General features: G+C 65.2%; 20 protein-coding genes. 7 read left to right on the forward strand and 13 right to left on the reverse strand.

Annotated features, from left to right (window positions below; all coding sequences use genetic code 11):
* Nucleotides 1-44 precede the first annotated feature (44 nt).
* The 4 genes from lysA to C8J47_RS18390 all read right to left on the reverse strand — a co-directional run bounded on the left by lysA (nt 45) and on the right by C8J47_RS18390 (nt 2403).
* Nucleotides 45-1277 (reverse strand): diaminopimelate decarboxylase, encoded by a 1233-nt coding sequence (gene lysA, locus C8J47_RS18375; RefSeq protein WP_121886906.1) that lies wholly within the window; start codon nt 1275-1277, stop codon nt 45-47.
* Nucleotides 1278-1347: 70 nt separating this feature from the next.
* Entirely contained in the window at nt 1348-1611 is a 264-nt protein-coding gene (locus C8J47_RS18380; protein ID WP_121886907.1) for a hypothetical protein, read from the reverse strand.
* Nucleotides 1608-2126: a methyltransferase domain-containing protein gene (locus C8J47_RS18385; RefSeq protein WP_121886971.1), complete on the reverse strand. Its 519-nt coding sequence runs from the start codon at nt 2124-2126 to the stop codon at nt 1608-1610. Before C8J47_RS18385 ends, C8J47_RS18380 begins: the two co-directional genes overlap by 4 nt.
* Nucleotides 2127-2139: 13 nt before the next feature.
* Nucleotides 2140-2403: a hypothetical protein gene (locus C8J47_RS18390; protein WP_121886908.1), complete on the reverse strand. Its 264-nt coding sequence runs from the start codon at nt 2401-2403 to the stop codon at nt 2140-2142.
* 333 nt (nt 2404-2736) lie between these two features.
* Between C8J47_RS18390 and C8J47_RS18395 the strand changes: the two genes are divergently transcribed.
* Complete coding sequence (locus C8J47_RS18395; protein WP_220683404.1) at nt 2737-5301, forward strand: PAS domain S-box protein; 2565 nt, start codon at nt 2737-2739, stop codon at nt 5299-5301.
* A 300-nt stretch (nt 5302-5601) separates the two neighbouring features.
* Here the strand turns inward: C8J47_RS18395 and C8J47_RS18400 are convergent, their stop codons facing one another.
* Genes C8J47_RS18400 through C8J47_RS18415 form a run of 4 tightly spaced genes read right to left on the reverse strand, consistent with a single transcriptional unit; the run spans nt 5602 to nt 8552 of the window.
* Nucleotides 5602-6456 (reverse strand): alpha/beta fold hydrolase, encoded by an 855-nt coding sequence (locus tag C8J47_RS18400; RefSeq protein ID WP_121886909.1) that lies wholly within the window; start codon nt 6454-6456, stop codon nt 5602-5604.
* A gap of 58 nt (nt 6457-6514) precedes the next feature.
* Nucleotides 6515-7519: an NADP-dependent oxidoreductase gene (locus C8J47_RS18405; protein WP_121886910.1), complete on the reverse strand. Its 1005-nt coding sequence runs from the start codon at nt 7517-7519 to the stop codon at nt 6515-6517.
* A complete protein-coding gene (locus C8J47_RS18410) occupies nt 7516-7737 on the reverse strand; it encodes a hypothetical protein (RefSeq protein ID WP_121886911.1) in 222 nt (73 codons plus the stop codon). Before C8J47_RS18410 ends, C8J47_RS18405 begins: the two co-directional genes overlap by 4 nt.
* 35 nt (nt 7738-7772) lie before the next feature.
* Nucleotides 7773-8552, reverse strand: a complete 780-nt coding sequence (locus tag C8J47_RS18415) for an SDR family oxidoreductase (RefSeq protein ID WP_121886973.1) — start codon at nt 8550-8552, stop codon at nt 7773-7775.
* A 106-nt stretch (nt 8553-8658) separates the two neighbouring features.
* On the opposite strand from C8J47_RS18415, the gene C8J47_RS18420 reads away from it, so the two are divergent.
* Both C8J47_RS18420 and C8J47_RS19680 read left to right on the forward strand, forming a co-directional pair.
* Nucleotides 8659-9243: a TetR/AcrR family transcriptional regulator gene (locus C8J47_RS18420; RefSeq protein ID WP_121886912.1), complete on the forward strand. Its 585-nt coding sequence runs from the start codon at nt 8659-8661 to the stop codon at nt 9241-9243.
* The gene (locus tag C8J47_RS19680) at nt 9240-9365 is read left to right on the forward strand and encodes a hypothetical protein (protein ID WP_259467652.1); all 126 of its coding nucleotides are present in this window, start codon (nt 9240-9242) and stop codon (nt 9363-9365) included. Before C8J47_RS18420 ends, C8J47_RS19680 begins: the two co-directional genes overlap by 4 nt.
* A gap of 837 nt (nt 9366-10202) precedes the next feature.
* Here C8J47_RS19680 and C8J47_RS18430 read toward each other — a convergent pair.
* The 4 genes from C8J47_RS18430 to C8J47_RS19020 all read right to left on the reverse strand — a co-directional run bounded on the left by C8J47_RS18430 (nt 10203) and on the right by C8J47_RS19020 (nt 14596).
* A complete protein-coding gene (locus tag C8J47_RS18430; RefSeq protein ID WP_121886914.1) occupies nt 10203-11456 on the reverse strand; it encodes a right-handed parallel beta-helix repeat-containing protein in 1254 nt (417 codons plus the stop codon).
* Nucleotides 11457-11945: 489 nt separating this feature from the next.
* Nucleotides 11946-12614, reverse strand: a complete 669-nt coding sequence (locus C8J47_RS18435; protein ID WP_121886915.1) for a response regulator transcription factor — start codon at nt 12612-12614, stop codon at nt 11946-11948.
* Nucleotides 12604-13656 (reverse strand): sensor histidine kinase, encoded by a 1053-nt coding sequence (locus C8J47_RS18440; protein ID WP_121886916.1) that lies wholly within the window; start codon nt 13654-13656, stop codon nt 12604-12606. Before C8J47_RS18440 ends, C8J47_RS18435 begins: the two co-directional genes overlap by 11 nt.
* Nucleotides 13657-14329: 673 nt before the next feature.
* Nucleotides 14330-14596: a hypothetical protein gene (locus C8J47_RS19020; protein WP_147454370.1), complete on the reverse strand. Its 267-nt coding sequence runs from the start codon at nt 14594-14596 to the stop codon at nt 14330-14332.
* Nucleotides 14597-14619: 23 nt separating this feature from the next.
* Between C8J47_RS19020 and C8J47_RS18445 the strand changes: the two genes are divergently transcribed.
* From C8J47_RS18445 to C8J47_RS18460, 4 genes are read left to right on the forward strand one after another with little or no spacing between them, the layout of a single operon-like run.
* Entirely contained in the window at nt 14620-15768 is a 1149-nt protein-coding gene (locus C8J47_RS18445) for an efflux RND transporter periplasmic adaptor subunit (RefSeq protein ID WP_183129175.1), read from the forward strand.
* The gene (locus tag C8J47_RS18450) at nt 15761-18877 is read left to right on the forward strand and encodes an efflux RND transporter permease subunit (RefSeq protein ID WP_121886918.1); all 3117 of its coding nucleotides are present in this window, start codon (nt 15761-15763) and stop codon (nt 18875-18877) included. The genes C8J47_RS18445 and C8J47_RS18450 overlap by 8 nt, the downstream gene beginning before the upstream one ends.
* Nucleotides 18874-20358 (forward strand): efflux transporter outer membrane subunit, encoded by a 1485-nt coding sequence (locus C8J47_RS18455; RefSeq protein ID WP_121886919.1) that lies wholly within the window; start codon nt 18874-18876, stop codon nt 20356-20358. Before C8J47_RS18450 ends, C8J47_RS18455 begins: the two co-directional genes overlap by 4 nt.
* Complete coding sequence (locus tag C8J47_RS18460) at nt 20330-20785, forward strand: MgtC/SapB family protein (protein WP_259467653.1); 456 nt, start codon at nt 20330-20332, stop codon at nt 20783-20785. Before C8J47_RS18455 ends, C8J47_RS18460 begins: the two co-directional genes overlap by 29 nt.
* On the opposite strand, the gene C8J47_RS18465 is transcribed toward C8J47_RS18460, so the two are convergent.
* The gene (locus C8J47_RS18465; RefSeq protein ID WP_121886920.1) at nt 20745-21167 is read right to left on the reverse strand and encodes a VOC family protein; all 423 of its coding nucleotides are present in this window, start codon (nt 21165-21167) and stop codon (nt 20745-20747) included. The two genes, C8J47_RS18460 and C8J47_RS18465, sit on opposite strands and share 41 nt — an antisense overlap.
* Between the last annotated feature and the right edge of the window lie 47 nt (nt 21168-21214).

Consider the following 21214-nt stretch of genomic DNA (forward strand, 5'->3'; position numbering starts at 1 on the left):
CGTTCGAACCGGCAATACAGCCGCCCGATGCTCGCCGGGATCCGCTAAGCCGCGAATTCGTCGGGCAGATACCGATCGGCGACGATCTCGTAGCGATCGCCGTCGACCAGCACCTGGGGGCTCAGCGCGCGGCAATTATAGGTCGACGCCATCGCCGCACCATAGGCGCCGGTGGCGTGCAGCACGGCGAGATCGCCGCGACCGACGCGATCGATGTCGCGGGCGACCGCGAACACGTCGCCGCTTTCGCAGACCGGGCCGGCGATGGTCGCGACCATCCGCGCGCCATCGGGGACGACCGCCTCGAACCGGTGGAAGGCATCGTACAGCGCCGGTCGCGCGAGGTCGTTCATCGCCGCGTCGACGATGACGAAGGGCTCGTCCGCGCCCGGCTTCACCCAGATCACGCGCGTCATGAGCACCCCGGCGAGCCCGGCGACGACCCGGCCCGGCTCGAACGTCAGCTCGACGTCCCAGTCGCGCGTGACGCGGGCCACCATGGCCGCATAGTCGTCGAGCGTCGGGACGATGTCGTCGGCGCGGTAGGGGATGCCGAGACCACCGCCGAGATCGACGCGGCCGATCGCGTGCCCCCGTGCGCGCAGGTCCGCCACCAGCGCACCGATGCGGGCGTACGCGACTTCGAGCGGGGCGAGATCGCGAAGCTGGCTGCCGATGTGGAGCGCGACCCCGACGAGGTCGAGACCGTCGATGCGCGACAGCCGGTCGTAGATCGCCGGCACGTCGGCGATCGCGACGCCGAACTTGTTCCCGCGCCGCCCGGTCGAGATCTTGGCATGCGTGCCGCCGTCGACATCGGGATTGACCCGGAGCACCGCTGTCGCCCGCCTGCCCCCGGCATGGGCCAGCGCCCCGAGCACCTGGCCCTCCTCCTCCAGCTCGAGGTTGAACTGGCCGACGCCCGCCGCGAGCGAATCGGCAAGCTCGCGATCGGTCTTGCCGACGCCCGAAAAGACGATGTCCGCCGCCGCGATCCCGGCATCCAGCGCCCGCCGCATCTCGCCGCCCGAGACGATGTCGGCGCCGAAGCCGCACCCGGACAGCAACTGCAGCACCGCGCCGTTCGGGTTTGCCTTGACCGCAAACGCGACGCGCACGCGGGGGAGGATCGACAGTGCCGTTCTGAAGCGCCCTGCTGCATCACGCAGGGCGGCGGCGGAATAGACGTGGACGGGCGTGCCGACCGCCTCGGCGATCGCCGGCAGCGGTACGTCTTCGGCGCACAGCACGCCGTCCCGTGGTTCGAAATAGCCCATGATTTCTCGCAGTTCGGCGGTCGGGAATACGGCGGATCGCCGTCGTCAGGAATGCGGCGGATCGCCGCGGTCAGGCACGCGGCGGATCGCGCCGCCGGCGCGTGCGACGCAGGCGGACGGCGTGGATCGCTTCGGCGGTATGACAATGGCCATGCCGTTCGGCGCGGAGGGCGACGACGACGCGCTTGCCGTTGATCGCCAGCGTCAGTCCGAGCAGCGCGATCGGAAACACCAGCATCGCCAGCGCCGCGCCGTTCGTCGCTGCCGCCACGCTGCAGGCGCCGACGGTCAGCACGACGCCGATCGCACGCCAGAGGATATCGCGCCTTGTCATGCCGCGACACTCCGCGCGCAGGACGCCGCCCGGTCGTCGATGACGACCCACCCTGCTCCCCGCAGCGCGGCAACCGCCTGAGGCCGGCGATCGTGCGCGGCACCGCCGTGGCACAGGACGATGTCCGCGGGCAGGTCGTGCTCGGCCTGCAACGCGGTCACGATGTCCGCCACCTCGAAAGACGCGCCGATCGCAGCGTCCGGGGCGCGGTTCGCGGCGGCCCGCGCGCGACCGATCGCGCTGGCTGATCGATCGATCCCGCGCACCTCGATCGCGGTAAAGCCGAGCATCCGCGCATGATGCGCCGCGGACAGCAGCAGCGTGCCGGCGCCGCACTCGGCATCGACGATACGGACCGCATGTCGCCCGGCGGCGCGCAATGCCGACAATGCGGCGGCGACCTGCGGCCAGCGTGGATCGTGGTGCGTCGACTTCGCCGCGGGATGCGAGACCGTGGTCCCCTTCACCGTCGTGATCGCGGTGCGCGACCGGACCGGCAGAGCATGAACGTTCATCGCCATCTCTCCGTCATGCCGCACGGGGCAGCGCGCGCTCGTCGCAACCGACCGGGGCGAACGACACGAGTGGCGTGAGCGGCATCGCGGCGACCTCGACGCTCGCATGGTAGATATCCCGCTCGGCCTGCGCATAGTGCATCGCGGCGGCGTAGGAGATGAAGCGGCCTTCGAGCGTTCGCCTGCTGTCCTGGACGAGCCAGTGTCCGGCGCGATCCTGACCGACGAAGATGACGAGCCCGGTTGGATCGGGCTCCGATATGGGTTCAGACGACATGTCGCCCTGCTGCCTTTCGTGACGCGAGCGTCGTGCCCGCCCCCAACATCTACGGGGCCCGGCATAGGGATTCGAGATCGATCCGCGCCGATCGCATAGTGCAGGCATAGTGTCCGCTCGGTCGGTCGCGGTTTCGGTTGTCCTCGCCGCATCACGCGCGCGATCCGGTTCGAGCAGCGGGGCGCTCGACGACGAGAGTCCGCCATGCCCCTTGCCCCCGCCCCGAACGCGTCGCGTTCGTCCGAAACGACCGTCGACCCGATAATCAGCGGTGTCGTCGAATGCCGTAATGCCGATTTCCAAACGGCGGGACGATCGCTACGGATTGCGGCGATGAATGCCGAAGTAAGCCCTGCTGCCAATACCTTACCGCCCCAACTGGCGTTTCTCGCCGGGGGCGGCGAGGCGGCCCGCCTGATCCTCGGTCGCGACTGGACGAGTCATCCACTCGGACCGCCGGAAGGCTGGTCGGACATTCTGAAGTCCAATCTCAGCACGATCCTCAACTCGCCGGAATCGATGATTCTGGCATGGGGCGAGGACGACCTGATCTTCTTCTTCAACGACGCCTATTTTCCGCTGCTGGGGCCGCGTCTCGACTGGGCCATGGGATCGCCGTTCAAAACCGTCTGGCCCGATGCCTGGGAGCAGGCCAAGCCGATCATCGACGAAGCGTTCGCGGGGCGGAGCCAGCGGTTTGTCGATCTGCCGTGGAAGCTGGATACCGATCGCGGGCGTGCCGACACCTGGTTCAGTTTCTCCTACTCGCGCATCCTGGACGCGCGAGGCGCGATCGCGGGCCTGTTCGTGTTCACCAACGAGACCACCGAGCGCGTCCTTGCCGACGCGGCGCTGCGACAGAGCGAAGAGCGGCTCAGACTGGTGATCGAAGGGGCCAAGGATCACGTGATCTTCACCACCGATCCGGTCGGCATCATCACCACCTGGTCGGCAGGCGCCGAGGTCGTGCTCGGCTGGTCGGCCGACGAGGCGATCGGCCAGCCGTCCGCGATGATCCTGGCGGACGAGGACGACGTCAGCGGCCCGAAGCTCCCCGCATTGGGCAGCGCCGCTCGCCAGAATTCGGCGCACGACGAACGCTGGCACGTCCGGCGCGACGGATCGCGCGTGTTCCTCACGGGATCGGTCCATCCCCTGCCCTACGACGCACAGGGAAAGCCGCGCGGCTTCATCAAGATCGCCCGCGACGAAACCGAACGCCGGCGCGCGGAACAGGCGTTGCGGGACAGCGAGGCGGCGGCGCTGGTCGATGCGCAGCGGGTGCAGCTTGCGCTCGCGGCGGGCGCGATCATCGGAACCTGGGTATGGGACCTGCCGAGCGACCGCTTCACCGTCGACGAACCCTTCGCGCGCGCGTTCGGCCTGGATCCGGCGATGGGCCGCGAGGGCCTGAGCCTCACGCAGATCGTCGCCACCGTTCATCCCGAGGATCAGGCCGGTCTGGCCGAGGCGATCAGCGACGCGATCGCCCGCGGCGGCGGGTACGCGCATCAATATCGCACGCGGCGCGCCAACGGCGAATATCACTGGCTGGAGGCGAATGGGCGCGTCGATCACGCACCGGACGGCACGCCGACGAGCTTCCCCGGGGTCCTCATCGACGTCGAGGAACGCCGCAAGGTCGCCGCGGAGCGAGACCGTGCGCTGAACGAACTGCGCCGCTTGAACGAGACGTTGGAACAGCGCGTCTCCGAGCGTACCGCCGATCTGATGCGCGCCGAGGAAGCGCTGCGCCAGAGCCAGAAGATGGAGGCGGTCGGCCAGTTGACCGGCGGCTTGGCGCACGACTTCAACAACCTGCTGACGGCGGTGACCGGGGGGTTGGAACTGCTCGCGCTACGCGTCGCGAAGGGCGAATACGACAAGCTCGATCGCTACGTCGCGATGGCGCAGACCGGTGCGAGTCGGGCCGCGGCGCTGACCCAGCGGCTGCTCGCCTTTTCGCGCCGGCAGACTCTGGCACCGACGCCGACCGATGCCGATCGCCTGATCGCCGGGATGGCGGAGATCATCGATCGCACGCTGGGCCCCGAGATCGAGGTGAAGATCGTCTCGACCGCCGGTCTCTGGCCGGTTCTGGTCGACGCGCCGCAGCTGGAGAACGCGCTGCTAAACCTGTGCATCAATGCGCGCGACGCGATGCCGCATGGCGGGCGGTTGACGATCGCGACGCAGAACACGTGGCTCGACGCACAGGCGGCGGCGGATCAGGAGCTCCACGAAGGCGACTATGTCGCGCTGTACGTCACGGACACCGGCACCGGGATGACGCCGGAGACCATCGAACGCGTCTTCGAGCCGTTCTTCACGACCAAGCCGATCGGCGAAGGTACCGGTCTCGGCCTCTCGATGATCTATGGCTTCGTCCGCCAGTCGGGCGGCCAGGTGCGGATCTGCTCGGAGGTCGGGCGTGGCACGATCATGTGTCTCTATCTCCCCCGCCACGACGGCGAGGCGGCGGTCGCCGACCGAGCGCCCGACGAGAGCGGCGTCATCCGGGCATTGCCGGGTGAGACGGTTCTCGTCGTCGAGGACGAGACCGCGATCCGGGATCTGGTCACCGAGGTCCTGTCCGAAGCCGGTTACCGAGTCCTGCAAGCCCCGACCGGCCCCGCGGGGGTGAAGCTGCTTCGCTCCGATGAACGGATCGACCTGCTGGTCACCGACGTCGGCCTGCCGGGCGGACTGAACGGTCGCCAGGTCGCCGATGCGGGTCGCGCGGTCCGGCCAGACCTCAAGATCCTCTTCGTCACCGGCTATGCCGCCAACGCCGCCGTCGGCGCAGGCCATCTGGTCGAGGGCATGGAGGTCCTCACCAAACCGTTCAGCATCGCCGACTTCGAAAAGCGGATCCGGAGCATGATCGGGACCGACTGACTGGCGCGGGGGGCGGGACTGAAATGTGACGCTCGTATACTGGCACGGTAAGGATGCACCGCCATACGACGCGGGTAACAGTTAATTGATAGCAACCTGGTTTTTCAGCGACTTTAATATTTCCTGATGGATCAAAAATCCCTCATTTTCTGATAGTTCCACGATCGCATCGTATTCATCCTTCGTAATTTCTCGTCGCTCTCGGCGATGTAGCTGCACAATACTTCAAACGACAAAAGATGATGAATTGGGAAGGTCAGCTGCGCAGCTTCCGCCCTCCTCGATCGTCGCGAAGAAAGCTCAAGTATCGAGGAACGCGATCGCCCGATCGGCGAAAAGTTCGTGATACTGGAAGATCCCGCCGTGCCCGGCGTCAGGGTAAAGGACGAGTTCGGCACCCGGGATGCGGCGCGCGAGATCCCGCGAATTCTCGCTCGGGACCATGATATCGTGGTCTCCATTGGCGACGAGCACCGGCTGGCGGATGACGCCCAGATCCTGCACGGACTGCGCTCCCCACGCCGTGATCGCCTTCAGCTGGCGCAGGAAGACTTTCGGCGTGACGGCGGCATCGCGGTCGGCCTTGCGGGCTTTCAGACGCGCAAGGAACGCCTGCGCCGCGCGACGGCTGGGCTTGCTCGCGGTGAAGAACAGGAACATCTTCGGATCGCGGAACGTCAGCATGCCCTTGACGATCAGCGGCCAGGATACCGAGCCGACCTTATCGATGCCGGTACCACCCGCCGGCCCGGTGCCGGTGAGGATCAGCCGGCGGACAAGCGCCGGGCGCTTCAGCACCATATCCTGCGCGACGAAGCCGCCCAGTGAAAAGCCCATGAGGTCGATCGTATCGAGCCCGAGCGCGTCGATCGCCGCGAGCATGTCGTCCGCCATGGCCGAGACCGTGAGCGGTGCCTCGCCGCCCGACGCGCCGACACCGCGGTAATCGAACGCGAATACCGGCCGGTCGGCGGCCAGCGCCTCGACGATCGAAGGATCGAAATTGTCGAGGTTGGCGCCCCAATGGTTGAGCAGCACGAGGGGAACGCCGCGTCCCCCGCCAAGCTGCCGATAGGCAAAACGGGTCGCCGCAGCCACTACCGCTCGCGTGGCGACGCTGGCCCACGCCCCCCGGGACGATTGCGTCTTGGTCATCGTGGAGTCCTTGGTTTTTTTAGTCGGGAGCATGGGCTGGGTGCGGATCAACGTCCCGTCACGGGCGGACCGTCACGACGACCTTGCCCTTGGCGCGGCCGGAATCGACATAGTCCACCGCGTCGTTGAGGCTTTCGAACGGGAAAATGCGATCGACGACGGCCTGGATCGCCCCATGGTCGATCAGCGCGCCAAGCTTGCCCAACTGCTCGCCATCGGCGTGCATGAACAGGAACGAATAGGCGACGCCTTGCCGCTTCGCCTTGCGCCGGATCCCCGCACTCATCAGGCGCAGGACGAGCCGTATGACCGGGTTCAATCCCTGCGCCTTGGCGAATGCCGGGTCCGGCGGTCCCGATATCGAGATCAGCTTGCCGCCCAGTTTCAATACCTTGAGCGACTTTTCGAGCGTCTTCGCGTTCAGGCTGTTGAGGACGACGTCGTAGCCGGACAGCAGCTCGGAAAAGTCCTGCGTCTTGTAGTCGATGACGATGTCCGCGCCGAGGCGCCTGACCAGATCGGCATTGGCAGCACTCGCGGTCGTCGCGACCGTCGCGCCGAGATGCTTGGCGAGCTGGATCGCGATCGTGCCGACGCCACCCGAGCCCGCGTGGATCAAAATCTTCTGGCCGCGTTTCAGATCCCCGCGCTCGACCAGCACCTGCCATGCGGTCAAGCCGACGAGCGGGATGGACGCCGCCTCCGCCATCGACAGGCCGGCGGGCTTGGTGGCCAGATCGGCTTCGTGGATCGCGATGCGCTCGGCAAAGGTGCCGATCTGCCCGTCGCGCGGGCGGGCATAGACCGCATCGCCGACCTTGAAGCGATGCACGCCCGCCCCGACCGCCGTGACGATGCCGGCGAGATCATGCCCGAGGACGATGGGCGGCTTGTAGGGCAGGATCGGCTTGAACGCGCCGTCGCGGATCTTGCCGTCGAGCTGGTTGATCGCGGTGGCGTGGATCTCGACCAGCACTTCGTCGGATGCGGGTACCGGATCGGGCCGTTCGACCAGGATCAGCCGTTGCCCCTTGCCGTACCGTTCGAGCTGATATGCCTTCATGCTGCGCACTCCCGGTTGGCCGCCGCGACGGGATGATCGACATAGCCCTTGGCGCCGCGGCCATAGAGCGTCTGCGGATCGATCTGCGCAAGAGGTGCTAGGTCGGTAGACACCTGACTGACACCCGGCCGATTGCGGATCGGCGGCGCCAGGACGGAGCGATTGGCGAGCCTGACGCATTCCGGATCATAAGACGAGAAGAGGCTGAATTCCGACATGGTGCGGATCTTTCGTGTGGAGGCGTTCGCGGCGATCAGGCGGCGTAGCGCGGTGCGGGATGGATCTCCCCGAAGCCCGGCAACATCGCCCGTCGCGCTCCCTGGAACGCGTCCCACAGATCGCCATCGTGCAGCGGCGGGATCGTCACGGCTTCACGCGCATCGTAGCCGGCAAGCGCCGCGTCGACCATTTCGCCCACCTCCATCATCGGCGGCAGTGATGCCTCGTCGGCACCGGCGCGGCCCCAAAGCTCGGTGCGCGTCGCCGCTGGCAGCACCGCCTGGACGTAGACGCCCTTCGGCCCCAGTTCGAGCGCCAGTCCCTGCGACAGGAACAGCACGAACGCCTTGGTCGCGCCGTAGATGGTCATGCCATATTCGGGTGCCAGCCCTACCGCCGAACCGATGTTGATGATCGCGCCATCGCCGCGTGCCGCAAGCCGCGGTGCCACTGCGCTCGCGAGCCGCGCAACAGAGGTGGTGTTCAGCGCGATCAGGCGATCGACGGCCTCGGTAGGCTGATCGACGAACCTGCCCCCCAGCCCCGCGCCGGCATTGTTGATGAGGATGCCGATGCGGTCGTCGTCGCGCAGCCGCGTCTCCACGACGGTCATCTGGTCGGGGTTCGTCAGGTCGGCTGGCAGCACGTCCACCGCGACGCCGGTCTCGCTGCTCAACTTTGCGGCCAGGGCATCGAGGCGGGCGGCATCGCGGGCGACCAGAACGAGGTTATGGCCGCGGCGGGCGAAACGATCGGCATAGGTCGCCCCGATGCCGGTGGAGGCGCCGGTAATGAGAATGGCTGGCTTGGTCATCGGATTGCCCTTTTCGAAACGGATCGCTATATTAATGACAGGCGTCATGAATGGCCAAATGTGATAGCCATCATGAAACGTCAACAGAGAGCCGGAGATTATTTCGATGAAGGTCAGTCGCGAGCAGATGGTCGAGAACCGTCGCCGCATCCTGCAGGAGGCCAGCCGGCTGTTCCGCGATCGCGGCTTTGCGGCGGTGACGGTTGCCGATGTCATGAAGGCGGCTGGGCAGACTCATGGTGGCTTCTATGGTCACTTCGCTTCGAAGGACGACCTGATCGCCGCGACGATCGCGGATACACTGGCGGGCGAGAGCGCCGGCATGGCCGATATCGATGCGTGGACCGACGCCTATTTGTCGCCGTTGCACCGGGAGAACCCCGACCAGGGATGCCCGATGGCCAGTCTCGCCGGCTTGATGCGCCACCAGACGCCCGAGGCGCGTGCGGCCATGACGCACGGGCTGAACGCGCACATCGACCGCTTCGCACGCGGTCTGCCGGGCGACGGCGATGCCGAACGCCGCCAGGCCGCGATCGGCCGGTGGGCGGCGATGGTCGGCGCCGTCGTGCTGTCACGCGCCGTCGACGACACCGCGTTGTCGGATGAGGTGTTGCGCGAAACCCGGGCATGGATCGCGGCGACGCAGCCCCCCGTCCATGCCGATCACGAACAGGACGCGCGCACGTGAATGTGTCGAACGATCATGCGGACCTCGATGGCCATGACCAGTTGGCGGCATTGCTGGCGACCAACCGCAATCCGCCGATCGGTGACTATGGCCCCGCCTGCTCGCGGGGTGCATATCGCTAACCCTGGGCACCGCGGCTCAAGCTGCTGCGCCCAAGGCGGACGTCGCGATCTGGCGTCTGGATTGCGGTCAGATCCAGATGAACGACGCGGCTCTGCGCTCGAGCGTTAGGATGGGATCAACCTTCCGGCACTAATGCAGTAAAGCGGGCGGGGAGAGACAAATGCCGGAAAGACTATCGCTATCGGCAGTCGGCCGACTGTCCGCCCGTGCTGCTGTCCTAAGCGCGTTACTGAGCGCGCAGATGGGATACGGCCAGGCTTCCAGCCGTGGGTATGAGCCTCCGAGCTACCACGATGGCGAAACGCATTACGAAAAGAGCGAAGACCATTTTGGCCGATTTACCGTGGTGCGATCTGTCGAGGACTGTCGCGACGTTCCTATGCTTGATTTTGGCTGTTGGCTGACGAAAGAGGCCAAACTCGAATGGCATGACAGTTCGGGGGCTATCGGGTTCTCATTTGTCGATAACGGCGAAAGTGTTCGATTCAAAGCCGAGGCCAAAAGCGCAGACGGTCGGACACTCTGCCTTAGTCGGGGGCCGCTCGTTGGATACGATCCCCAGCCGAGTAGAAGCGAAAACTGGTACGATCTCCAACCCTTTATCCGTCGGCAGCTTGTTACCTGCACCGCGATTTCGCCCGCCATTTTGAATGGAGCGCTTAACGAGGCGGAGGCTTCCGGGACGGACTACGGGTCCGCGGCAAACTGGTGGAAACACGTTTCTGCCGAACTATTTGGAGCAAATGGGCGCCGTTGCATCGCGGAACGAATGGCAAAGCCCTTCACTATGCCGCCGCGCTTCGAGTGCGTACGATACTCGCAGGCACGGCCGGCTATTAGTCGTTGAACGCGCCCAAACCCCTCAGCGGGCTTTCGGCGCGCAGGTGGAAGCTATGGAGTATCGGGAGGCTGCCATCGGCCTGCCGTGGCGCGTCCCAATGACGGTCCGAAACATCCTGGAAATCTGCGCGCGTCACGCGAGTCGGCAAGGTCCAAGAATTGTGCATCATCTTCAGCCCGTCGGTATGTGAGGTCAGGACGGTGCCATAGGCAATGTTGTTACGCAGATTGCCGAGCGCAATGGGAGAGCCGTCGGCTGATATACCCAGCATGTCGTATTGGACACCGTTGGAAAAGGCCGTGTTGTTGATGAAGTCCAACGCCAGCGGGTGATGGTTGGCGTAGAATCCCGCCGCCTTGTTGTCGAAGGCGACCGAGAAGCGGACGAGGTGCTTGACGGCATTCGGGGTATAGCGTCCGCCATAACCGCCCGCCTTGATACCGTTGCCATTGCCTGCCGCTAGAGGACTGCGCGTGCCGGGGAGATAGCCTTGCTGCCACGCCCAGCACTGCTCGATCGTCACCGGTGAAAAGGCGTTGATCAGGTCGAAGCCGTCGTCCGAATTGGCCCATGCGCGGTCACCGCGGAAGACGTTGCCCGGGTGGCCGGCCTTGATATGGGCGCCAAAGCCGTCGGCGCTCTGCCCGGCACCGTTGGAGGTGTAGGGATCATAATTGTGGTGCGAGTCGGTGTTCAGCACCAGGTTATAGCCCCCATCCTGAATGAAAAGTCCTGGTCCCATATTGTGGTGGAGGTCGAGCCGTTCGTAGATATTGTGGCTGCCGCTGTTCCAGACGCCCCATGACTCGTGGTTCAGGTGATTGTCCGGCTGCTGCGGGACGCCCGTGACCTCCAGCCCCTTCAGGTGAAGCCAACTCCCGGTGACGTCGAACCCCTTGACGCGGCAGTCGTCCTTCATCGCAGAGAAATCGAATACGGGTGTCTCGCCGGGATAGGCCCAGTAGCGGATCGGCTTTCCTTCGCCGCCACTTTTGTCCAGTATCACGGCATTCACGGTGTCCGTGCGCGTGGCGCAGCGGTTGACGCCTGACGTGAGCACATAGCGTCCTCCACGAAAGTAGACCGTATCGCCGGCTTGCACACTTTGCTGCGCGCGCTGGACGGTCTGCCACGGTGTTCCCGGCGAAACCCCGGAGGCCCGGTCGTTGCCATCGGGGGCAACATAGAAGACCGCCGCGTGCGCAGGGAAGGAAGCAACGAGCAGAATAGCCGGCAAAATTCTGATCACGTCACAGTCCCTTCAGCGGTCGCTGCCGACCCGTTGCAGCCTTAGAATTTTCCCTTTCGAGGCTAAGGTCATGTCGAAGCGTCGGCAAATGACAAGCCAGTCACCGAGCCCGTTAGGTCTGCGCCCTCTCGCACCCAGACGTTCCGACAAATCGAATGGCGGGCAAGAAGGCGTTGGCGATCGCGAAATCGATTGGCGATCGGCGATCGGCGCGACCGGTGCCGTCTAGGCGGGGATCGAGCTTGGAAAACGCCAGCGTTCTCGAAACCCGATCAGGACGGATCGACATTGAAGAGTCCCAAAGCGAATGACGTCTGGCTCATGATGCACCTCGTGCGGCGCGGAGCGAGCGATGGGTATCAGGCGATACGAGTCGAACGCGGCGCAGCGGACGCGGATCGCGCCGCTGCTGCCGGGCAAGGAGCATGCGCTTTCCCGTTTCCGGGTCCTAATCGAGAACACACCGGCCGCCTCGCTCACGTCAGATTGTCAAACGGCTGCCTCCCGGAGCTCGTCAGACATTCGTACGAGGTCAGGCAATGTCTCGGCTTGCATCTTTCGCATGACCGTAGCGCGCCGGACCTTAACCGTAATTTCCGCGACATTCAGGGCCGTAGAAATCTCCCGGTTGGTACGGCCTTGCGCGACCATATCCATGACCAGGCGTTCTCCGGGAGCGAGGAGATCCGCGCGCGCGCGCACCGCCGCGACACGGTTGCGTGTGCGACGATGTTCGATATCGTCTACAATCGCTGCGTTCACAGCATCGATCAGCATCTGATCATCGAACGGCTTCGCGAGGAAATCGACGGCTCCCGCCTTCAACGCACGAACGGACATACGGATATCGCCGTGCCCGGTCACGAATATGATCGGCAGCCTGATGCCGCGCCGTCCGAGCTCGGCCTGCAGATCAAACCCGCCGAGTTCGGGCATCCGCACATCGAGGATCAGACAACCAGGGCGCTCTACCGGATCGTCGCGCAGGAAATCGCGCGCCGACGCATAGGACACGGATTCGAAGCCGACCGACGTCAGCAAGTCGTCGACGGCCGCCCGGATCGGCGCATGGTCGTCCACGATCCGAACCAGCGGGCGGACTGCGGTGGGCTCGACATCATCGAGGCCAGGCGGAGCGGAAGTCAGGTCACTCTCCATTCGAACCGGGTAACAACACTCTGAACGTCGTGCCGCCACCCGGCGTGTCAAGATAGTCGAGTTGCCCGTTGTGGTCTTCCACGATCGTCTGGCTGATGGTAAGACCGAGACCGGTGCCACCTTCCTTGCTTGTCCAGAACGGCTCCCACAGGCGCTCCCTGGCCTCTTTGCCAAGTCCGTTTCCATTGTCGGCGCAGGCGATCACAATCATGCCGTCCACCTGCAATCTCGACGACACCTCGATCGTTCTCGTTGCCGGATCGACCGTCTCCAAGGCCTCCAGCGCGTTGAGCAGGAGGTTGCTGACGACCTGCTGGATCTGCACCCGGTCCCCAACGATGACCGGCAGGTTCGATTTCAGATCCAGTACCAGAGTCGTCCCGCTCCGTTCCACCTCGCCCTGCGCCAACGCCGCGCACTCCGTGATCACGGTATTTATCGCGATCGGCTCACGTAATGGCGCGTGACGGCGGGACAGGCGACGGACGCGCGCTATTACCTCGCTGGCCAGGTTCGCGGCGTCGACTACACGCCCCGCGGATTCATGGGCTTTGGCGATGTTCGGCGGATCGGCATCGAGCCAGCGACGACACGCGCCGGCACTGGCCGTGACGGCCGCGAGGGGCTGGTTGACCTCGTGGGCGATCGACGTGACCAGTTCGCCCAGGTTGCTGATCCTGGACAGACGAAGGAGTTGGGCGCGCGCTTCGTGATAAGCCGCCTCGGAGGCGATCATCCGCAGGCCGAGGTAGGTCGTGACGATTATCGCAGCCGTACTGATCGCCAGGTTGATCAACCCCGCTTCACGCGAGCCCGACGCGGTGAGCACCGAACTCAAGATCGTCAGCGCGACGCACGTCGCCGCCAGCAGGATCACATCTCGACGGTTCAGCAGACGGACCGACATCAGGATCGGGACGACGTAGAAGACCGCTGCCGCGATCTCGAGATCGGTCACCGTATCGCTTACGAAGACGGTCAGGATCGTCGCGGCGATGATGGCTTTCGGCCAGGCCCGCGGCCCGGTGCGATGCGGCTGCATCACGACGATCCCCCGGCAGTCGCGACCGGACGGGCGTGGGCGGCTCCACCGAGACCCACCACCCGTTCGTTTTCGCGAGCAATCACGGAAACCGCTTCACGAATGTCGGATCGCCGCCCCTGATGATTACCGTTCTCCATGAAACGCAATTGCCACATCGGCCCCCTCCTCCCAAATCCTATCTTCACAAGTATACGCCGATACCTTGATCGTATACTTAGCTATATATTGCATATACCAAAGTATATGGGTTCGATATCGTTACAGCGGCCCATAACAGACCTAACGATTATATGCTTGCAAACGCCGTTTTCAGAACATAGCGGTAAAACTTACAAAGCACATCCTGCCCCTCCTGCTTTAGGATGACCGAGGTTTGCTGGATTAACACCGCAACAGGTGACGTATCGAACCACGATCTACTCCCATTGCCGGCGACGGAGACAGGCGGGCTGGTGCTCCTCTGATCACGTCGACCGGCATCGGGTACGGAAGAGGCTTCCGGGAACGGTGACACCGTCCTGAAACGCTTCGTTCCGGACCCGATCAATCATGTCCGGAACGAAGGAGGTCGTCATGGCCGTCTTGAATATCCTTGGCGCCGCGCGTGCCTCGAACCACTGCCGCACGTCGGTGGTAATCCCCCCGCGGCGTCAACGCCGGTGCGTCTCGGCTACCTCGTGCTCACGCAAGGGGTGAAGCGCTGGTACATCGCCCGGTTCGAGGCATGGTTGTGACCCGGCGTGTGCAGCTCGCCACCGGTATCGCGCGCAGGCTTTGCGCAATCGGTCGCCGCTTTTCGAACGCCGCGACCGTCGCCGGGGCAATCGCCACCCTGCGCGAGCCGCAGTCCTCCGCTGACGAGCGAACGCGCCGACTTCTGGTCGCCCGCCCGCTCCTCACCCGATCCGCATCGCGCGCCCCATGCCGCCGATAGCACCACGCCTCTCCGGAGTTGTTCAGATGCCTGTATTCATTTCCCAGCTCCCGGCGGGCGCGCCGGTGTTGCGCTCGATGCTTCTGGGCTGCCTGATCCTGACCGTGTCGGCGTGTGGCGGCTCGCAGTCGCACGAGCCTGCCCGCCAGGCGCCGATCGTCGAACGCAAGGGCGACCGGATTTTCGTGCCGGCGGGATCGCCGCTTCGCACACGGATCGCAGTCGCCGCGGTGGGCACTTCGACCGAAGGCCGCACGCTCGACCTGCCGGCGTCGGTCGAGGCGGATCCTGCGCTTCAGTCGAAGGTCGCGCCTGCACTGACGGGCCGGATCGTGTCGCTGCGCGTCGGGCTCGGCGACCATGTCCGGGCGGGACAACCGCTTGCGACCATGGTGTCCTCCGATCTGGCGCAGGCCTATGCGGACCAGGCGCGTGCGACCGCCGCAATGGCGCTCGCGACCCGCAGCAAGGCGCGAGCAAGCGCGTTGTTCGAAGCGGGTGGTGGAGCGCAAAAGGACGTGCTCCAGGCCGAGAACGACTATGCCACCGCGCAGGCCGATCTGCGGAGCGCCACCGCGAAGCTGCGGATCGTCGGCGCGCCGTTGCGCCAGCGAGGCGGTGCGCAGGTCCTGACCATCGTCGCGCCGAGCAGCGGCAGCGTCACCGATCTTGCAGCAGCACGCGGGGCGGTGTGGAACGACGCGACCCAATCGCTGATGACGATCACCGATCTCAACCGTGTCTTCGTCACGGTCGAAGTCCCCGAGAAGGATCTCGCATCAGTTCATGTCGGCCAGCCGGCGAGCGTGCGCTTTGCCGCATATCCCGACGCGCCGGTACAGAGCCGCGTAGCCTCGGTCAGCGATGTTCTAGATCCCGAGACACGGCGCATGAAAGTGCGCCTCGCATTCCCCGATGGCGGTCGTCGATTGAAGCCCGGCATGTTTGCGACCGTCTCGTTCCAGGCAGCAGCGGTACCGGCGGTCTCCGTTCCGACCGGCGCGCTGTTCCTGAAGGACGAGGGCAGCCAGGTCTATGTCGAGGTCGCACCCTGGACCTTCGTGCCCCGCACGGTCGAGGCGGGGTACAGTCTCGGCGCGAGGACGACGATATCGAAGGGCCTGAAGGCCGGCGAGCGCGTGATCGTACGCGGCGGAGTGCTGATCAATGATTGATCGGCTCGTCGGCTTCGCGCTCGCGAAGCGCTTCATCATGGCGCTGCTGGCGATCCTGATCGCCATCTTCGGCTATTATTCCTGGTCCCAGCTCGCGGTCGAGGCCTATCCCGACATCGCGGATACCAGTTCACAGGTGATCGCTCAGTCTCCCGGGCTCGCCGCGGAGGAGATGGAGCAGCAGGTCACCGTGCCGCTGGAGCGCGCGTTGAACGGCACGCCCGGCCTCGCGATGATGCGCTCCCGCACCGCCTTCGGCCTGACGCTCATCACGGTGGTCTTCAAGGACGGCGTCGAAGGCTATTGGGCGCGTCAGCGGCTGCAGGAGCGGATCGCCGCGGCCGATCTGCCCGAGGGCGTCGAGGCCGGACTCGATGATTTCACGTCGCCGATCGGCGAGGTCTATCGCTACACGCTGGAAAGCGACACGAAGTCGCTGCGCGAGCTGTCCGAGATCCAGCGCTGGACGGTCATTCCCGCGCTACGCGGCATCGACGGCATCGCCAACGTCAACAATTTCGGCGGTATCACCACACAGTATCAGCTCGAGATCGATCCAGCCGCGCTGTCGCGCTACGGGATCGCCTTGAAGGACGTCACCGATGCGATCGGTGCCAACAACGGGAACGCGGGCGGCAGCGTCGTGAACCGCGGAGAGCTCGGCTATGTCGTGCGCGGTATCGGCCGGCTCCGGACGCTCGACGATATCGGCGCGATCACCGTCAAGACGAAGGACGGTACGCCCGTCCATGTCGCCGATCTGGGCACTCTGAAACTCGGCAACCAGGAACGTCACGGCATCCTCGGCAAGGACTACAACAACGACTCGATCGAGGGAATCGCGCTTCTGCTGAAGGGCGCCAATGCCGGGCCTGTGCTGGATGCGCTCCACGCCAAGGTCGATCAGCTCAATGCCTCGCTGAAGGCGCAGGACGTGCGGATCGTGCCCTATATCGATCGCAGCAACCTGATCGACGCGACGATCCACAAGGTCTCGCACACCGTCTTCCTGGGCATCGGCCTCGTCGTCTTCGTGCTGATCCTGTTCCTCGGAAGTGCACGCGCCGCGCTGATCGTCGCGGTGGTCATACCGTTCGCCATGCTCGTCGCGTTCGCACTGATGTACCTGACCGGCGTGTCCGCGAACCTGCTGTCACTCGGCGCGATCGATTTCGGCATCCTCGTGGACGGCGCGATCGTGATGACCGAAGCAATCCTGCGCCGTCGCGAGGCGGACCCCGACGCGGTGCTGAGCGAACAGGACGTCCGCCAGGCCGCAGTATCCGTCGCGCGGCCGATCTTCTTCGCGACGCTCATCATCATCGCGGCGTATCTCCCGCTGTTCGCGTTCCAGCGCGTCGAGGCCAAGCTGTTCTCGCCGATGGCCTATGCGGTCGGCTATTCGTTGCTCGGCGCGCTCGTCCTGTCGCTGACCCTGGTGCCGGCGCTGGCCTATATGATGCTGCGCAAGCCCCGGCGGATCGTCCACAACCCGGTCCTCATGCGCGCCGAGACGGGCTATCGCCGTTCGCTCGCCGCGCTCATAGCGCGTCCGCGGATCGCGGTTGCGACCGTATTGGTCGCCGCGGTTGCGGTGGTCGGGCTCGGCGCGACGGTCGGTCGGGAATATCTGCCCGAACTCGACGAAGGGTCGCTCTGGCTCCAAGTCTCGATGCCCGCGGGGATTTCACTCGATACCGCAAAGCGGATGGCGGGCGACCTGCGTGCCGAGGTGCTGAGCTTCCCCGAAGTGTCGTACATGGTCACGCAGACCGGACGTAACGACGACGGCACGGATCCCTTCACGCCGTCGCATATCGAGTCGAGCGTCGGCCTGAAACCATACGACACCTGGCCCGACCATGAGAGCAAGGCCGAACTCGTTCGACGGATGAACGCGCGGCTATCGCGGTTGCCCGGCTATCAGATCGGTTTCAGCCAACCGATGATCGATGGCGTCAACGACAAGATCTCCGGTGCGCACAGCGCACTCGTCGTCAAGGTCTTCGGCGAGGACCTGAAGGAAGGTCGGCGGATCGCGCAAGACATCGTCAGCGTGCTGCAGTCGGTGCGCGGTTCCTACGGCGTGGCGATTGATCAGGAGCCGCCCCTGCCCCAGGTCGTCGTCAAGGTCGATCGCAGCGCCCTAGCCCGCTACGGCATCAGCATCGCCGACGTGAACGACCTGCTGGCGACTGCGGTCGGTGGACAGGGCTTCTCGCAGATCTTCGTCGGCGAGCGGGTGTACGACCTGGCCGTGCGCTTTCCGGCTGCCGCACGGGATACGGTGGAGCATCTGGGCGACCTCGTACTGACCACGACCGGCGGGGCGCATGTCCCGCTCTCCTCGGTCGCCACGATCGGCTATCAGGCGGGCGAAAGCACGATCACGCGCGAACTGACGCGCCGCCATCTCACCGTGAAGCTGGACTATCGCGATCGTGACCTGACCAGCTTCCTTGCCGAGGCCCAGTCCAAGATCGCCTCGCAGGTAAAATACGATCACAGCAGGTTCGAGCTGACCTTCGGTGGCCAGTTCGAGAACCAGCGTCGGGCCGAGGCGCGGTTGCGCATCATCTTCGGCATCGTCGCGGCGCTGATGCTGATCCTGCTCTATTCGCTGTTCGGCGTGTTCCGCTACGCGCTGCTCGTACTGGGTCTCGTGCCGCTTGCGGCACTGGGAGGACTGATCGCGCTGCATCTGACAGGGGTGACGCTGAATGTCGCATCGGCGGTCGGCTTTATCGCGCTGTTCGGCGTCGCGGTGCAGAACGGGATCATCATGGTGTCGAACCTGAACGCGGCGCGAAGCCGCGGTCTGGCGCTGATCGACGCGGTGATCGAGGGCGCGGCCGAGCGGCTTCGCCCCGTGCTGACCACCGCGACCGTGGCAACCGTCGGGATGCTGCCGGCTGCGCTCGCCACCGGCGTCGGCAGCGACGTGCAGCGCGGGATCGGTACGGTCGTGGTCGGAGGGCTGGTCCTGACGACGTTCCTGACGCTGTTCCTGATCCCGGCGCTCTATTTCCTGATCGAGCGGCGCGTCGAGGCGAAGGCCTCCACCGCGCCACGTCCTTCCGCCGATCCCGTGCTGGAGCCTTCGCTATGACACTCCGATCCCTCCCCCTGCCCGTCATGCTGCTGGCCACTCTCTCGGGCTGTGCCGTCGGCCCGCGCTACATGCGGCCCGAACTGCCGCGGACGGACCGTTATACGTCTGCCCCGCTCCCCGTTCAGACGACCGCCACGGCAGTCCCGATCGGCGACGCGCAACACTTTCTGATCGGCGCGCGCGCGCAGGCAAAATGGTGGACCGCATTTGGTTCGCCGGACCTCGATCGGCTCGTCGCGCAGGCCTTCGCGGCCAACCCGGACGTCGAGGCAGCCCAAGCGGCCTTGCGAGCGGCGCAGGAGTCCTATCGCGCCGAACGCGGTGCGCTGCTGCCGACCGTGACGGCGGGGGCAACCGCGAACCGCCAGCGCGTGGCATCCGAGATCGCGTCGCCGCAAAGCTCCGGCGCGTCGATCTTCAATGTCTACACCGGGCAGTTGAGCGTCGGCTACACCCCCGACCTGTTCGGGGGCGTCCGACGGACGATCGAATCCGCTGCGGCGCAACGCGACGCGCAACGCTTCACGGTGGAAGCGACCTATCTCACGCTTGCCGCCAACGTCGTAAACGCGGCGCTTCAGGAGGCGCAATTACGCGGACAGCTGGCGGTAACGCTCGATCTGGCGGACCAGCAACGCCGTCTGTGCGCGCTGATCCAGCGCCAGTTCGAACTCGGATCCATTCCGCGCGGCGACGTCGTCGCCCAGGATGCGGCACTGGCACAGACCGAGGCGTTGTTGCCCGATCTGCGTCGGCAACTCGCACAGCAGCGCAATGCGCTTGCCGTGCTGCTTGGGCGTCCACCCCGGGATCAGCCAGAGGCCATCTTCACGCTGGCGTCGTTCGCCTTGCCAACCGAGTTGCCTGTAAGCCTGCCCGCGCAGTTGCTCGAGCAGCGCCCCGATATCGGGCTCGCCGAGGCAAATATACGCGCGCTCAACGCACAATACGGCGTCGCGATCGCCGCTCGCCTGCCCAGCCTCACCCTCAGCGCGGATTCGGGCCTGGCCGGCGAAACGTTCTCCGCGCTGACCGGACCCGGCGGTTTCTTCTACAACCTGACGGCTGGGCTGCTCCAGCCGATCTTCGATGGCGGCACGCTGGCGAGACGTGCTCGGGCGGCGCGTGCTTTGCGCGATCAGGCCGCCGCGCAATACAGGAGCGCGGTGCTGACGGCGTTCCAGAACGTTGCCGACACACTCGAGGCGATCCGCGCGAACGGCGATCTTCTGGCGGCGCAGACGCGTGCCGAGACCTCCGCGGCCGGCAGCCTGACGATCGCAAAGAGCCGGGCGGCGCTCGGCGACGTCGACAACACCTACCTGATCCAGGCGCAGGCGACGTATCTTCAGGCCCGGCTGGGCGTCATCCAGGCGCAGACCGGGCGGCTAAGCAATACCGTCGCGCTGTTCCAAGCGATGGGGGGCGATTGGCAACGTCCCGCTGCTGGTGAATCTGTCATCCCACGGAACCCGTGATGCTCAACTGGGATGTCCCGCCCTGACGATCACCTTCGCATCGCTCGCGACGGTCTTCGTACTAGGCACGCTGATTGGATTGGAGCAGCAAGGGCGTCCGCGAACCGCGGGGCTTCGTATCAACGTCCTGGTCGCCGTAGGGGCGGCGGCCTTCGCCGATCTCGGCCTCCGGACGGCGGGACAGGCGCAAGAAAAGCGCTGTACCGCGTCCACGTCGTATGTCCCGTCGAGCAGGTCGCGATGGCACGCGACATTCTCTACGACGAGATCGAGTTGCAACACTATCCGACGCGCGAGATCGAGACGATGGCGAAGCGTCCGTCGAACTCGGTGCGATCCTCCTGCCGACCAGCGCGCAGGTTACCGAACTGGACGTCAATTGTCGCTCATCTGGGTAGGCGCGCGGGGATCATCGCTTGCCGGGTGAAAGGTTCGATCAGATCCCATCGGTTGCCGTAGAGGTCTTCGAAGACGGCCACGGTGCCGTATGGCTCATGGCGAGGCACCTCGACGAAGCGGATACCCTGCTCCGTGTAGGCGAGGTAGTCCCGGGTGAAGTCGTCTGTTTCGAGAAACAGGAACACGCGACCGCCGCTTTGATCGCCGATTGCTCTACGTTGCCGGTCGCCGACGGCCCTCGCCAGTAGCAGTCCGCTCGCCGCGCCATACGGTGCGACCACCACCCATCGTTTGTCATCGGTCAGCGCGGTATCTTCCCGCAACTCGAAGCCAAGCTTCCCGACAAAGAAGGCGAGAGCGGTCTCATAGTCGACGACGAGGAGGGCGGTCAGGTTCATGCGCTGGGGCATCCAGTGAACCTGCTCCAATATCCGACGTCGCGCCAACGCCCGCTCCC

This window comes from Sphingomonas sp. PP-F2F-G114-C0414 (genome assembly GCF_003688595.1).
In the GTDB taxonomy this organism is placed as follows: Bacteria; Pseudomonadota; Alphaproteobacteria; order Sphingomonadales; family Sphingomonadaceae; genus Sphingomonas.

Bases quoted from the DNA above. Each gene is read 5' to 3' on its own strand.
- C8J47_RS18450 (WP_121886918.1), top strand. From the start codon at position 15,761: ATGATTGATCGGCTCGTCGGCTTCGCGCTCGCGAAGCGCTTCATCATG.
- C8J47_RS18400 (WP_121886909.1), bottom strand. From the start codon at position 6,456: ATGACCAAGACGCAATCGTCCCGGGGGGCGTGGGCCAGCGTCGCCACG.
- C8J47_RS18440 (WP_121886916.1), bottom strand. From the start codon at position 13,656: ATGCAGCCGCATCGCACCGGGCCGCGGGCCTGGCCGAAAGCCATCATC.
- C8J47_RS18435 (WP_121886915.1), bottom strand. From the start codon at position 12,614: ATGGAGAGTGACCTGACTTCCGCTCCGCCTGGCCTCGATGATGTCGAG.
- C8J47_RS18445 (WP_183129175.1), top strand. From the start codon at position 14,620: ATGCCTGTATTCATTTCCCAGCTCCCGGCGGGCGCGCCGGTGTTGCGC.
- C8J47_RS18385 (WP_121886971.1), bottom strand. From the start codon at position 2,126: ATGAACGTTCATGCTCTGCCGGTCCGGTCGCGCACCGCGATCACGACG.
- lysA (WP_121886906.1), bottom strand. From the start codon at position 1,277: ATGGGCTATTTCGAACCACGGGACGGCGTGCTGTGCGCCGAAGACGTA.
- C8J47_RS18395 (WP_220683404.1), top strand. From the start codon at position 2,737: ATGAATGCCGAAGTAAGCCCTGCTGCCAATACCTTACCGCCCCAACTG.
- C8J47_RS18420 (WP_121886912.1), top strand. From the start codon at position 8,659: ATGAAGGTCAGTCGCGAGCAGATGGTCGAGAACCGTCGCCGCATCCTG.
- C8J47_RS18410 (WP_121886911.1), bottom strand. From the start codon at position 7,737: ATGTCGGAATTCAGCCTCTTCTCGTCTTATGATCCGGAATGCGTCAGG.
- C8J47_RS18415 (WP_121886973.1), bottom strand. From the start codon at position 8,552: ATGACCAAGCCAGCCATTCTCATTACCGGCGCCTCCACCGGCATCGGG.
- C8J47_RS18380 (WP_121886907.1), bottom strand. From the start codon at position 1,611: ATGACAAGGCGCGATATCCTCTGGCGTGCGATCGGCGTCGTGCTGACC.
- C8J47_RS18455 (WP_121886919.1), top strand. From the start codon at position 18,874: ATGACACTCCGATCCCTCCCCCTGCCCGTCATGCTGCTGGCCACTCTC.
- C8J47_RS18465 (WP_121886920.1), bottom strand. From the start codon at position 21,167: ATGCCCCAGCGCATGAACCTGACCGCCCTCCTCGTCGTCGACTATGAG.
- C8J47_RS18390 (WP_121886908.1), bottom strand. From the start codon at position 2,403: ATGTCGTCTGAACCCATATCGGAGCCCGATCCAACCGGGCTCGTCATC.
- C8J47_RS18405 (WP_121886910.1), bottom strand. From the start codon at position 7,519: ATGAAGGCATATCAGCTCGAACGGTACGGCAAGGGGCAACGGCTGATC.